Genomic DNA, 12,468 nt, shown 5'->3' on the forward strand with positions numbered 1-12,468 from the left:
ATTTTAGTCTTCATACCAGCCGAAGGCAGGCGAGCGGGTACCCGGCACATCGACTTCTCCCGCCCAGAGCCGAAATCTCGAGGACTACAGCGGCCGCTACCACGTCTGCGCCACGGGAGCGGAGCAGTTCGACGGTCGCCGCGATGGTGCCCCCGGTGGCGAGCACGTCGTCGACGACGAGGACCTTTCTCCCCGCTACGTCGATGTTCTCGGGGATCTCGAGCTCAGCCGAACCGTATTCGAGCTGATAGCTCTGCGATACGACAGGAGGCGGAAGCTTGCCTGCTTTGCGTACGGCCAGCACACCCGAATCGAGTGCGAGCGCGACTCCTGCCCCGAGAAGGAAGCCCCTGGCATCGATACCTGCGACGAGATCGGCGCCGTTGTGTGATGCAGCCAAGGCGTCGATGATGCTCGACAAACCCCGCGCATCCGCGAAGACCGGCGTCAGATCCGCGAAACGCACACCCTTTACCGGGAAGTCGTCCGCCCAGCGCACCAGTCGGTCGATGTTGACTGCGGCCTCGGCGGCCGGGTCCGGTCGGGTCGGACTGTCTGCGCTCACTGGTGAAGTATCCACCGATCCATGTTCCAGCCCACACCCGAGGTGGTCGCGTTGACGACCACGTTGCTCAGCCCGTCCGACGCCGCAACCGTGCGGGGCTGATTGAACAGCGGCAGAGTCGGCATCTCGTTCCAGAGAATCCGCTCGCCCTCGGTGGCGATCGCCAGCGCGGTGCCGTCCACTTGCTCGACTGCCAGTTGGTCGACAATCTCGTCGACCCTGTTGTTCGTGTAGCCCCCGACATTGCTGCCGTTGTCGCTGTGCAGGCTGTACCGCGCAGCTTCGCTCACCGTCGCCGTCGAACCGAGAACAGCATCGACCACACCGGCACGCAGCGCCGACGGCGCAAATGTCGTCGAACCGACATCTTCGACGGTGATTCCGGCGGGAGCGCACGCTGCTGCGAGGTCTGCCACGATGCGAGCACGTCTCGGATCCGGCGCAAGGTAGCCGATGCGGACCGCTACCGTTTCGCCTTCGAGAGCGTCCGTCGATGCCGCCGCGTCCGGCTGCCGATAGCCGCCGTCGGCCACCGCGGCAACGGGCCCGTACAGCAAGCTATTCGGCTGCATCAGTCGCGAGTCGATCACGCCGGAGCCGATCCCGGTTGCGCGCTCGAACCCTGGATGACCCACATCGTCGAACAATTGCTCGCGCGGGGTGCACAGCGCCAGCGCACGCCGTGCCGATGCCGAGCCGAGTGCGCCAGTAGTAGCGAAAGTCAGTTGTTCGACGCCGTGCGACGGGAAGTCGGTACGGCCGAAGCCCTCGGCCGGCAGGTCGCCGCCGGCACCGGAGTCGACCACCTGCATGTCGCCTGCATCGACCTTGGCCTGCAGGTCGGTTCCCTTCGGCCACACGACGACTCGTTCGGTCTCGGGTGCGATGCCCCACCACTTCTCGTTGGCCACCAGCACCAGACCACCGTCCTGCGTGTACGAATCGACCCGGTACGGCCCGTTCGACGGCAGCAGCGCCGTGTCGATCGCACCGGGTGTCAGAGTCCAACCGGTGTTCCAGAACTGCGCGATGGCCCGGACGGAGTCGATATCTCCCGAGAGGATCGGGTCGACCACATTCGGTATGCCGGCTGCTTGTGCGACGACGTGCGACGGCAGCAGTTCGGTGGCGCCGAACAGGCTGCGCCACTCCTGGTAGGACCGACCGGGCTCGTACACGACGGTCGCGGTCTTGCTGCCCGGCGCGCAGTCGACCCGTTCGATATCGGCGTAGCCGGCACTCGATGCCGCGTCGAACAGTGGAACGTCGTCCTCCTCGACGAACCGGCCGCTGTTGGCAGCCCAGGTGAGCACGAGATCGTCGCACGTCATCGGCACACCGTCGGAATACACGGCCTGTGGGGCGATCGTGTACGCCACTGTCAGAACGTCGGCCGGAACTGTCGATACTCCGCCGATATCGTTGTCCGCCAACGATTTACCCTCGGGTCCCAGATAGCTGAATCCGGTCTGGACCCGCGGGAACGCTTGCCGCGCTCCCGAGGTCGCGCCGTCGACGGTGTTCGCGTTGTAGGTACCGACGGTGTTGTCGATGGCGTACCCGATCGACGGCACCTTGTCCTCTGCCGAGGTACAACCGGCGAGGGCACCGGCGGCAACGGCTGCCGCCACTGCTGCTGCCCCGGTTCGGGTGAGTCCGGACGACACGTTCATCACCGCCTGTTCTTGCCGCGCTTCCCCGTCGGTCTCGCACCCACCCTGGGTGTCACGGGCGCGGGCTCGGCAGGGACGGTGTCGACGCGAACGCCGGCGCCGACCAACTTGCCGGACCTGGCACGTTCGGCCGCTTCCGCGCGCTTACCGTGCACCTTCTTCGTGTGCGCGGCCACCGGGCCCCACTTCTCCTTGATGGAGACGAGCAGCGGCGTCGCGAAGAAGATCGAGGAGTACGCACCGACGATGATGCCGACCAACTGCACGAGTGCCAGATCTTTGAGGGTCCCGACGCCGAGCATCCACACCGCGATCACCATCAGGGCAAGGACAGGCAGGATACCGATGACGGTGGTGTTGATCGAGCGCATCAGAGTCTGATTCACTGCCAAGTTCGCCTGCTCCGCATACGTCCTCCTGTTGAGGTGCAGCACGCCCCGGGTGTTCTCCTCGACCTTGTCGAACACCACAACGGAATCGTAGAGCGAGAACCCGAGAATGGTGAGCAAACCGATCACCGTCGCCGGCGTCACCTCGAACCCGACCAGGGAATAGATGCCCGCGGTGACGAGGAGATCGAAGAACAGGGCCGCCAGAGCGGCAAGGGCCATATCGCGCTCGTAGCGAATAGCGATGTAGATGCTGACTATCACGAGAAAGACGACCAGCGCGATGAGAGCTTTCTGGGTGATCTGTCCGCCCCAGGTCTCACTGACATCGGAGAAGCTGATGGCATTGGGTGTCGCCGTTCCGGTGTTGTCCACCGGTTGTAGCTCGACGAACAGTGCGGTCCGAACCTCGTCGGTCTGGCCTGCGTCGAGGGCCTCGGACCGAACCTGGACGGTGGCACCGGCACCGGAACCGACGGTTTGTACCTGTTCCGGACCGAAGCCGAGAGTGTCGGTGAAGACCGTTTCGACCTGCTCGGTGGTAATGCCGTCGCTCGCGGGAACTTGAATCTGAGTTCCGCCCTCGAAGTCGATCCCTAGGGTGAATCCCCGGAAGACCATGCTGAGCAAGCAGATCAGTACGATCGCGCCCGTCAACAGGTAGTAGAACTTGCGTCGGCCGACCACGTCGAACGCCCCGGTTCCGGTGTACAGCCGGCTCAAGAAGCTTCTGTTGGGTTGGGCATTCTGGTCGGCGCCTGAGTCGAGCAGCGTGGAGTTGGGTGCCGCACCAGCGGAGTCTTGTGGAGTGTCGGTCATCTCAGGCCCCCTTGATCGGCGCGGGTGCTGCGGCCTTGCCGGCTGCGGCGCGCTTTCGTTCGTACGCAATCTGCGCGACGGCGCCCAGACCGTTGACCTCGGGCTTGGACCAGAACTTCGACTTCGATGCAAGGTGCACCAACGGCCAGGTCACCAGGAATACGACGACGACGTCGAGGATGGTAGTCAGCCCGAGCGTGAATGCGAACCCTTGAACCTGCCCCACCGCCAGCGTGTAGAGCACCGCTGCAGCGATGAAGCTGACTGCGTTTCCGGACAGAATCGTCTTCCGCGCACGCGTCCATCCTCGTGGGACGGCAGATCTGAAGCTCCGACCCTCCCTCATCTCGTCCTTGATGCGCTCGAAGAACACGACGAACGAGTCGGCAGTCATACCGATACCGATGATCAGACCGGCGATGCCGGCGAGATCAAGTGTGAAGTTGATCCACCGACCGAGCAACACGAGTAGGCCGTAGACCATCGCTCCCGCCAGAACGAGCGACAGCGCGGTCAGGAAACCGAGTGCACGGTAGTAGGCGAGGCAGTAGAGGAGCACCAGCAACAACCCGACGGCACCGGCCAGCAGACCGGCCTCCAGCGAGGCCAGCCCGAGCGTCGCCGAGACCGTCTGGGCCTCGGACGCGGCGAACGAGAGCGGCAGGGATCCGTACTTGAGCGTGTTGGCGAGCTCGGTGGCTCCCTGTGCGGTGAACTGCCCGGTGATGGAGGTCGCACTGCCTGCCGGTGTCGCCCCCTGGATCTGCGGCGCGCTGACGACCTTCGAGTCGAGAGTGAACGCGGCCTGACTACCGATGTTGGCGCCGGTGAATTGCGCCCACGTGGTGCTGCCCTCGGAATCGAAGCTCAGGCTCACCTCGTGACGAGCCTGCTGAGTGTTGAATCCCGAACTTGCATCCGTGATCTGCTGACCGTCGATGATGCTCGGAGCGAGGAGGTACACGGCCGCTCCGTCGGTTGAGCATGCAACAAGCGGTAGGTCCGGGTCGTCGTTGCCCTGCAGTGGGTCCGGCTCGTTGCAGTCGATCGTCGCGAGCGCAGCTTGCTGCACCTGCGGATCCTCGCTCTGACGCAGTTCCTTCGCTTCGGCGATCCGGTCGGCCGTGATCTGGGCATCGGTGCGAACCGTCTCCTCGTCACCGGCGGTACCCGGCGTCGGAGCCGGTGTAGCGGACGGTTCCGAAGGAGCCTGGTCGACGCCGCTGGGGTCCTGGGCGGGGAACGGCCGACTCTGCGGCACTGCATCGCCCGCGGGCGCGTCCGTAGCTGGGGCCTCCGCGGGAGGCTCCTGCTCGGTTCCGGCTTCGCTTTCTCCGGTCGCAGGATCGATCGCGGGCGCACCGGCTGCGGGCTGGGTTGCCTGAATGACCGGGCGGATGAACAGACGCGCGGTCTGCCCGAGGGTGCGTGCCTGCGCGCCGTCGTTACCCGGCACGGTGATCACGAGGTTGTCGCCGTCGACGATCACCTCGGATCCGGCCACACCGAGTCCGTCGACGCGGGTGGAGATGATCTCCTGTGCCTGCTGCAGGCTCTCCTGGTTCGGCGCACTGCCGTCCGGCGTGCGCGCCGTCAGGGTGACCCGGGTGCCGCCTTCCAAGTCGATTCCGAGCTTGGGTGTCGGCGACCGATCTCCGGTGAAGAAGACCAGCAAGTAGACGACGGCCATCATCACCCCGAAGACGGCGAGATAGCGGGATGGATGCACCGATCCGCTTGAAGGTGCCACGGTGTGTGTTTCTCCTCTGGACAGTTCTAGAAAGAACGAGCGACGTTTCTCCCGGACCTGTTCGCACGTCGAGAAGCGGCTTTGTCGGCCGATATCAGGACGAAACGGACGCCGAGGCCCCGGCATGCGAAACCGCTGCCGGATCCGGTCCGACAGCGGCTGCGATCATCGCTGAGTCACTCCTTGTCGAGACGGCGCGCGCTCTGCTCGACGGTTTCGTCGGCGGGTACCGACGGCTGGTTCTTCTCGAGTGAGGTGTTCTTCTCCAGCGACGGTGTTGCACCCTCGATTCCGGAGAGATCGTCGGGCGCGGCGAATTCGTCCTCCGACTCCGGAGGCAGAACCTCACGCACGACTGCGCGCGACCAGGTGGTGATCACGCCGTCGGCGATCTCGAGGTCGATACTGTCTTCCTCGACGAGAACGACGCGGGCATACAGCCCGGCGGTGGTGACCACCTCGTCACCGACCTTCAGCGAGTCCTGAAGCGCCTGCGTGGCGGCGAGCACCTTCTTCTGCTTCCGAACATTGAGGAACATAGGTACGAGCAAAGCTACGATCAGCAGCGGAAATAGCAGTTCCATCTTTTACGTCAGTCCTCGTCAAGAGTCGGTTGTCGATCGGTTCGGCGGTCAATCTTGCGCCACGTGTGCGACCCAGTGTGCCATCACCTCGGCGGTCGCTTGTCCCGCTCCCGTGGATTATCAGCGAATTATTCGAATAACTCCTGCTGAGCCTCGTTGGTTCGGACGGAAATGCCACCGATGGCGAGGTCCGGTGGCGGTACCAGGCCCAGGTGCCGCCACGCGGCCGCAGTGGCAACTCGCCCCCGGGGGGTACGGGCAACCATCCCGGCGCGGACGAGGAAGGGCTCACACACTTCCTCGACGGTCGCTGGTTCCTCGCCGACGGCAACGGCCAGGGTCGAGACTCCGACCGGTCCCCCACCGAAGCTGCGAACCAACGCGCTCAGCACCGCCCGGTCGAGGCGGTCGAGTCCGAGTTGATCGACGTCGTAAACCACGAGCGCCTCTTGCGCGGTCTTCTTGGTGACGGTGCCGTCACCGCGTACCTCGGCATAGTCACGGACGCGACGAAGCAGCCGGTTGGCGATGCGTGGCGTGCCACGCGATCGTCCCGCGATTTCGGCGCAACCGGCTTGATCGATAGGGACCCCTAGGATTCCTGCGGAGCGAAGCAGGATCTTCTCCAGTTCCGCGGGCTCGTAGAAGTCCATGTGTGCGACGAATCCGAATCGGTCCCGCAACGGGCCTGTCAGCGCACCCGACCGGGTGGTGGCACCGACGAGGGTAAATGGCGCCACTTCGAGGGGGATGGACGTCGCGCCCGGACCCTTTCCGACGACCACGTCGACGCGGAAGTCCTCCATCGCGAGGTAGAGCATCTCCTCCGCTGGTCGCGCGATGCGGTGAATCTCGTCGATGAACAGCACGTCGCCCTCGACGAGGTTGCTGAGCATCGCCGCGAGATCCCCAGCCCGTTCGAGTGCCGGCCCCGACGTCAACCGAAGCGAAGTGTTGAGTTCCTGCGCGATGATCATTGCCATCGAGGTCTTGCCGAGGCCGGGTGGGCCGGACATCAGGATGTGGTCCGGTGTGCTGCCGCGCAGCTTGGCGCCGGTCAGCACGAGCTGCAACTGTTCGCGAACACGGGGTTGCCCGATGAACTCGGCCAGCGACTTCGGCCGAAGGCTGGTCTCGACATCGGCATCATCGGCGGTGACCCCGGCCGTGACCTGTGAATCCGCCGTGACGTACGAATCCGCCGTGACGTGTGAATCCTTGTGGTCGGGTTCGATCCCGTTGGAGTCGGCGCTCATCTGGACTTGCCCAGATAAGCCAGAGCGGACCGAAGCGCCGCAGACGTCGACGCATCCGGCTGGGCGGCGAGTACGGAGTCCGTGGCATCCTCGGCCTGTTTCGATGCGAAGCCGAGACCGGTCAGTGCTTCGACTATCTGGTCACGGATCGTGTTGCCGGCACCCGATCCGGACGGAATCGCCGCTCCGGAGGCGCCGCCCACGATGGCGTCGACCTTGTCTCGGAGTTCCACAACCATCCGCTCCGCGCCCCGCTTGCCGATGCCCGGGACCCGCGTCAATGCGGTGATGTTGCCATCTGCCAACGCAGTTCGAAGCGAAACCGGGTCCAGGACAGCGAGAGTGGCCATCGCGATACGAGGTCCGACACCCGAGACGGTCAGCAACAGCGAGAACAGGTCTCTCGACTCGCTGTCCTCGAAGCCGTAGAGCGTCATGGAGTCCTCGCGGACGATCATGGTCGTCAGCAGACGCGACTCCGCGCCGCGGCTGAGCGTGCCGAGCGTCGATGGGGTGGCATTGACGCGGTAGCCCACACCGGACGCTTCCAGCACCGCGTGATCGAGTGCGATTTCCAGCACTTCACCGCGTATCGACGCAATCAACGGGTGCCTGCCTCTCTCGCGACCCGCGCGAGCTTCTTCGCCGTGACCGAGCGCGTCTCGGCTGCCCGCGCCTTTCGCTGCTCCGCCAAGCGGGTCTCGTACTTGCGTTTCTGCTCCGCGGCCATCGCTTCTGCCTGTGCCATCCGGGCGATCATCGGCGCCCGCCAGCAGTGACAGATACCCAACGCGAGAGCATCCGCGGCGTCTGCGGGTGTCGGAGCCGTTTGCAACCCGAGAATGCGCATCACCATTGCCGTGACCTGGGCCTTGTCCGCGCTTCCGTTTCCGGTCACAGCGGCTTTGACTTCACTCGGCGTGTGGAAGCACACGTTCACACCGCGCCGGGCGGCCGCCAGTGCAATGACCCCGCCGGCTTGAGCAGTACCCATCGCGGTGCGCACGTTGTGCTGTGCGAACACCCTTTCGATCGCAACAACACTCGGCTTGTGAGTGTCGAGCCAGTACTCGGCAGCTTCGGATATGAGCAACAGACGCTGAGCCAAGTCCATGTCGGCCGGAGTGCGCACCACATCGACGTCGAGCGCGACGACGCTGCGACCGGCTCCACCTTCGATGAGGCTCAGACCGCAACGGGTCAGCCCGGGGTCGACGCCCATCACTCGCACACTGCCACCTCTACGACCCCGAGCACGACCACGTCGACACCTTTCACCCTACGAACTGTTGTTCGATAGCGTAGCGGAGGACGGGGCAACTACCGGTGTGCGACACCCGAAGGCGAAGTCACTCCTCGTCGAGCTCGGCGAGCACCTCGTCGGATAGTTCGACATTCGAGTAGACGTTCTGCACGTCGTCGCTCTCTTCGAGGGCGTCGATCAGCTTGAACACCTTGCGTGCGCCGTCGGCGTCGACCGGGACACTGACCGACGCTTGAAAACTGGCCTCGGCCGAGTCGTAGTCGATACCGGCCTCCTGCAGTGCCGAACGCACTGCGACCAGGTCGGTCGGCTCACTGACGATCTCGAAGGTGTCACCGTTGTCGGTGATCTCCTCGGCCCCGGCGTCGAGCACGGCCATCAGGACATCGTCCTCGCTCTGGCCGTTCTTCTCGAGCGTGACGAGTCCCTTGCGCGAGAACAGGTACGACACCGAACCCGGGTCTGCCATGTTGCCGCCGTTGCGGGTCATCGCGACGCGAACCTCGCCGGCAGCTCGGTTGCGGTTGTCGGTGAGGCACTCGATGAGCACGGCGACGCCGTTGGGCCCGTACCCCTCGTACATGATGGTCTGCCAGTCGGCGCCACCCGCTTCTTCACCGGCACCGCGTTTACGTGCGCGCTCGATGTTGTCATTGGGCACCGACGTCTTCTTGGCCTTCTGAATGGCGTCGTACAACGTCGGGTTTCCGACTGGATCACCACCACCGGTGCGAGCCGCCACCTCGATGTTCTTGACGAGTTTGGCGAACGATTTGCCGCGTCGGGCATCGACCACCGCCTTCTTGTGCTTGGTGGTGGCCCATTTGGAGTGGCCGCTCATGCGATAGCGCCCCTTTCGTACGGAAGTCGAGTGTTCATAGTTTACGCGCGGCCGCGCCGCTGTCCGACGAGGACAGCGCAGTTGCTAGGTCGAACGCACCAGGTCCACGAACCTCTTGTGCACCCGATTGTCTCCGGTGACCTCGGGGTGGAAGCTCGTTGCCATCACCGACCCCTCTTTCACCGCAACGACGCGACCGGCCGCGGGGCCGTCGGGAACCGAGGCGAGAACCTCGACCCCGGGACCGACTCGTTCCACCCAGGGTGCACGGATGAATACCGCGCGGACCGGATCGCCGTCGATGCCGGCGAACTGGAGATCCGTTTCGAAGGAGTCGACCTGCCGACCGAAGGCGTTGCGGCGGACGGTGATGTCGAGTCCGTCGAGATGTTGCGCATCCGGACGGGTGTCGAGCACTTCACTTGCGAGAAGAATCATGCCGGCGCACGAACCGTAGGCCGGCATCCCGTCGCGTAGTCGCGTCCGCAGTGGGGTCAGCAGCTCGAAGACGGACAGCAGAGTGCTCATCGTGGTCGATTCGCCACCCGGAATGATCAGACCGTCCACCTCGTCGAGCTCAGCGGGCCGCCGAACCGTCGTGCCCGAGGCGCCGCAGGCCTCCAACGCCGCCAGGTGCTCGCGCACATCGCCCTGAAGCGCGAGAACCCCGATCCGCGGAACACTCACTTGGGGGCGAACGGATCGGTGACGGTCCGCGTCCGGTCTCGCTCGAAGCGCATGAGTCCCTCCTGTACGACGGCGGCGACCATGCGACCCTGTCGATCGAAGATCCTGCCCTGCGCCAGAGCCCTGCCGAAGTCGGCCGAAGGCGAGGTCTGGTCGTAGAGCAGCCACTCGTCGGCGCGGAACGGTCGCAGAAACCACAATGCATGGTCGAGCGACGCCGTCTGCGTCACCACATCAGGATGAGGCACTTTGGCCGAACCGATGAGTGTCATGTCCGACATGTAGGCCAGGGTGCAGACGTGGAAGACCTGACTGTCGGGCAACCGGTCACGGTAGCGAAACCACACACGTTGCTGCGCTGCGAGACTCGAATGCTTCTCGGTCTGCTCGTCGGGAATCTTGCGGATGTCCCATTCCTTCCACTCCTCGTAGAAGGAATTGTCGAAGCCCGGTAGATCACGCGGGTCGGGGAGGCTTTCCGGCTCCACCACGCGCGGCATCGTGTCCTGATGCGAGATCCCCTCGTCGTCGACGTGAAACGACGCCGACATCGTGAAGATGGCCTTGCCGTCCTGAATGCCGGTGACCCGCCTGGTACAAAAGGAGCGCCCGTCGCGAATGCGTTCGACCATGTAGACGGTGGGCTCGTTCGGGTTCCCGGGGCGGATGAAGTAGCCGTGCAGGGAATGGACGCGGTAGTCCTCGCCCACTGTGTTCACCGCCGAGACCAGTGCCTGTCCCGCAACCTGCCCACCGAACGTGCGGTGCAGCATGCTGGGGAAAGTCCGACCGCGAAAGATGTCGTTCTCTATGCGCTCTAGCTCGAGAATATCCTCGATACTGGCCATTGTTCACCTTTCTCGTCAGTGCCGGTGAAGGCTAACAAGCGCCGCGCCGGGCAGGATGGTCGAGTGTCCGACGACGATCCGACGGTTGCCACACCGATCTTTCCCGACCTTCTCGTCGAGACGATCATCGCCCGTATTCCTCTCGGCGAGCGCGCGCTCGTCGTCATCGATGGGGCGGACGCGGCCGCTCCCGTGGAATTCGCGGGTCGGGTCCGCGATCGCATCCGCTCCGGCGCGCGGGCGTGCGAGGTGATCGATCTCCACGACTTCGTCCGACCGGCATCGTTGCGGTTCGAGTATTCACGAACGGACGAGCTGTCCTATCGAACGAGCTGGTTCGATTTCGATGCGCTCGGCCGGGAAGTGCTCGCGCCGATGCTGCCGGGCGGGCGCGGCAGCTTTCTACCAAGACTGTGGGACGAGTCGAGCGACCGATCCGCGCGTGCACGACTCGAGGTGGCAACCCCGGATCAGGTGCTGATAGTCGCCGGTCCCACCCTGCTCGGACGTATCGGCAATGCCGCCGTCACCGTGCACCTGTCACTCAGCGTGGGTGCTCTACGTCGCCGGACCCCGACCGACCAGCAGTGGACGATAGATCCGCTCGTCGAGTACTACTCGAACGCGGACACCCGACCCGATCTCCTGGTGCGATGGGACCATCCGGACCGTCCGGCCCTCATGGGATTTCTCCCGTGAGGGCCGAACCGCCGGCTCGAAATACTTCTCGATCACCAACCGCGCTCGGCGAGGCGGTGCGCGACGGGCAGATCATCGACATTGATGCCGACCATCGCCTCACCCAATCCGCGGGAAATCTTCGCGAGAACATCCGGATCGTCGTGGAACGTGGTGGCCTTGACGATCGCCTCGGCGCGCTCCTTCGGGTTTCCGGACTTGAAGATGCCAGATCCGACGAAGACGCCTTCGGCGCCGAGCTGCATCATCATCGCGGCGTCGGCTGGTGTCGCGATGCCGCCCGCGGTGAACAGGGTGACCGGGAGCTTGCCCGCCCGCGCAACTTCGACGACGAGGTCGTACGGGGCAGCCAGCTCCTTCGCCGCTACATACAGCTCGTCCTCGGGGAGCGAAGTGAGACGACGAATTTCGCCACGGATCGTGCGCATGTGAGTGGTCGCGTTGGACACATCGCCCGTCCCGGCCTCGCCCTTGGACCGAATCATCGCCGCACCCTCGGTGATGCGGCGTAGCGCCTCGCCGAGGTTGGTTGCACCGCAGACGAACGGAACGGTGAAGTTCCACTTGTCGATGTGGTTCGCGTAGTCCGCGGGTGTCAACACCTCGGACTCGTCGACATAGTCGACGCCGAGGCTCTGCAGGATCTGCGCTTCGACGAAGTGACCGATCCTGGCTTTCGCCATCACCGGAATGCTGACGGAGGAGATGATGCTGTCGATCATGTCCGGATCGCTCATTCGCGACACGCCGCCCTGCGCACGGATGTCCGCGGGTACTCGCTCGAGCGCCATGACGGCGACGGCGCCGGCGTCCTCGGCGATTTTCGCCTGCTCGGCGGTGACGACGTCCATGATGACCCCGCCTTTGAGCATCTCGGCCATACCTCGCTTGACCCGCGCCGTTCCTCTGCCGCTGTTGCCGAGTTCTGCAGTGCGGGGATCTGCGACGTTGCCGTTATCGGAAGGGGTGGGGGTACTCAAAGCGACACTCCTGGTGTGTGGGTACATAGCTGCGCCGAAGCGATGTGGATACGTTCGGCTGGGCAAGAGTAGGCCCAAGTGGATGCCGTTGCCATATCCAGTGAGCATCTGCT

The 12,468-nt window shown here is 64.5% G+C and carries 13 protein-coding genes; 1 reads left to right on the forward strand and 12 read right to left on the reverse strand.

Annotated features, from left to right (window positions below; genetic code table 11):
* Positions 1–10: 10 nt before the first annotated feature.
* From KVY23_RS10785 to KVY23_RS10835, 11 genes are all read right to left on the reverse strand, one after another.
* Positions 11–565, reverse strand: coding sequence for an adenine phosphoribosyltransferase (locus KVY23_RS10785; RefSeq protein ID WP_230556390.1), 555 nt, complete (start codon positions 563–565; stop codon positions 11–13).
* Positions 562–2,238: an ABC transporter substrate-binding protein gene (locus KVY23_RS10790; RefSeq protein ID WP_230556391.1), complete on the reverse strand. Its 1,677-nt coding sequence runs from the start codon at positions 2,236–2,238 to the stop codon at positions 562–564. The genes KVY23_RS10785 and KVY23_RS10790 overlap by 4 nt, the downstream gene beginning before the upstream one ends.
* Positions 2,238–3,446, reverse strand: a complete 1,209-nt coding sequence (gene secF, locus KVY23_RS10795; RefSeq protein WP_230556392.1) for a protein translocase subunit SecF — start codon at positions 3,444–3,446, stop codon at positions 2,238–2,240. The genes KVY23_RS10790 and secF overlap by 1 nt, the downstream gene beginning before the upstream one ends.
* Before the next feature lies 1 nt (position 3,447).
* Positions 3,448–5,196: a protein translocase subunit SecD gene (secD, locus tag KVY23_RS10800; RefSeq protein WP_230556393.1), complete on the reverse strand. Its 1,749-nt coding sequence runs from the start codon at positions 5,194–5,196 to the stop codon at positions 3,448–3,450.
* Between the two features lie 176 nt (positions 5,197–5,372).
* A complete protein-coding gene (gene yajC / locus KVY23_RS10805) occupies positions 5,373–5,780 on the reverse strand; it encodes a preprotein translocase subunit YajC (RefSeq protein ID WP_230556394.1) in 408 nt (135 codons plus the stop codon).
* Positions 5,781–5,908: 128 nt separating this feature from the next.
* Positions 5,909–7,036: a Holliday junction branch migration DNA helicase RuvB gene (ruvB, locus tag KVY23_RS10810; protein ID WP_230556395.1), complete on the reverse strand. Its 1,128-nt coding sequence runs from the start codon at positions 7,034–7,036 to the stop codon at positions 5,909–5,911.
* The gene (gene ruvA / locus KVY23_RS10815; RefSeq protein ID WP_230556396.1) at positions 7,033–7,641 is read right to left on the reverse strand and encodes a Holliday junction branch migration protein RuvA; all 609 of its coding nucleotides are present in this window, start codon (positions 7,639–7,641) and stop codon (positions 7,033–7,035) included. Before ruvA ends, ruvB begins: the two co-directional genes overlap by 4 nt.
* Entirely contained in the window at positions 7,638–8,267 is a 630-nt protein-coding gene (gene ruvC / locus KVY23_RS10820; protein ID WP_075838640.1) for a crossover junction endodeoxyribonuclease RuvC, read from the reverse strand. The genes ruvA and ruvC overlap by 4 nt, the downstream gene beginning before the upstream one ends.
* Before the next feature lie 118 nt (positions 8,268–8,385).
* Positions 8,386–9,141, reverse strand: coding sequence for a YebC/PmpR family DNA-binding transcriptional regulator (locus tag KVY23_RS10825; protein ID WP_075838639.1), 756 nt, complete (start codon positions 9,139–9,141; stop codon positions 8,386–8,388).
* Between the two features lie 84 nt (positions 9,142–9,225).
* A complete protein-coding gene (pdxT, locus tag KVY23_RS10830; protein WP_230556397.1) occupies positions 9,226–9,828 on the reverse strand; it encodes a pyridoxal 5'-phosphate synthase glutaminase subunit PdxT in 603 nt (200 codons plus the stop codon).
* Positions 9,825–10,676, reverse strand: a complete 852-nt coding sequence (locus KVY23_RS10835) for an acyl-CoA thioesterase II (protein WP_075838638.1) — start codon at positions 10,674–10,676, stop codon at positions 9,825–9,827. Before KVY23_RS10835 ends, pdxT begins: the two co-directional genes overlap by 4 nt.
* 63 nt (positions 10,677–10,739) lie before the next feature.
* Here KVY23_RS10835 and KVY23_RS10840 point away from each other — a divergent pair, with 63 nt between their 5' ends.
* Positions 10,740–11,375: a hypothetical protein gene (locus tag KVY23_RS10840; protein ID WP_230556398.1), complete on the forward strand. Its 636-nt coding sequence runs from the start codon at positions 10,740–10,742 to the stop codon at positions 11,373–11,375.
* A gap of 32 nt (positions 11,376–11,407) precedes the next feature.
* Here the strand turns inward: KVY23_RS10840 and pdxS are convergent, their stop codons facing one another.
* Entirely contained in the window at positions 11,408–12,382 is a 975-nt protein-coding gene (pdxS, locus tag KVY23_RS10845) for a pyridoxal 5'-phosphate synthase lyase subunit PdxS (RefSeq protein ID WP_075838637.1), read from the reverse strand.
* Positions 12,383–12,468 lie beyond the last annotated feature (86 nt).

It is taken from the genome of Rhodococcus sp. I2R (assembly GCF_020889545.1).
Taxonomy (GTDB): Bacteria; Actinomycetota; Actinomycetes; order Mycobacteriales; family Mycobacteriaceae; genus Rhodococcoides.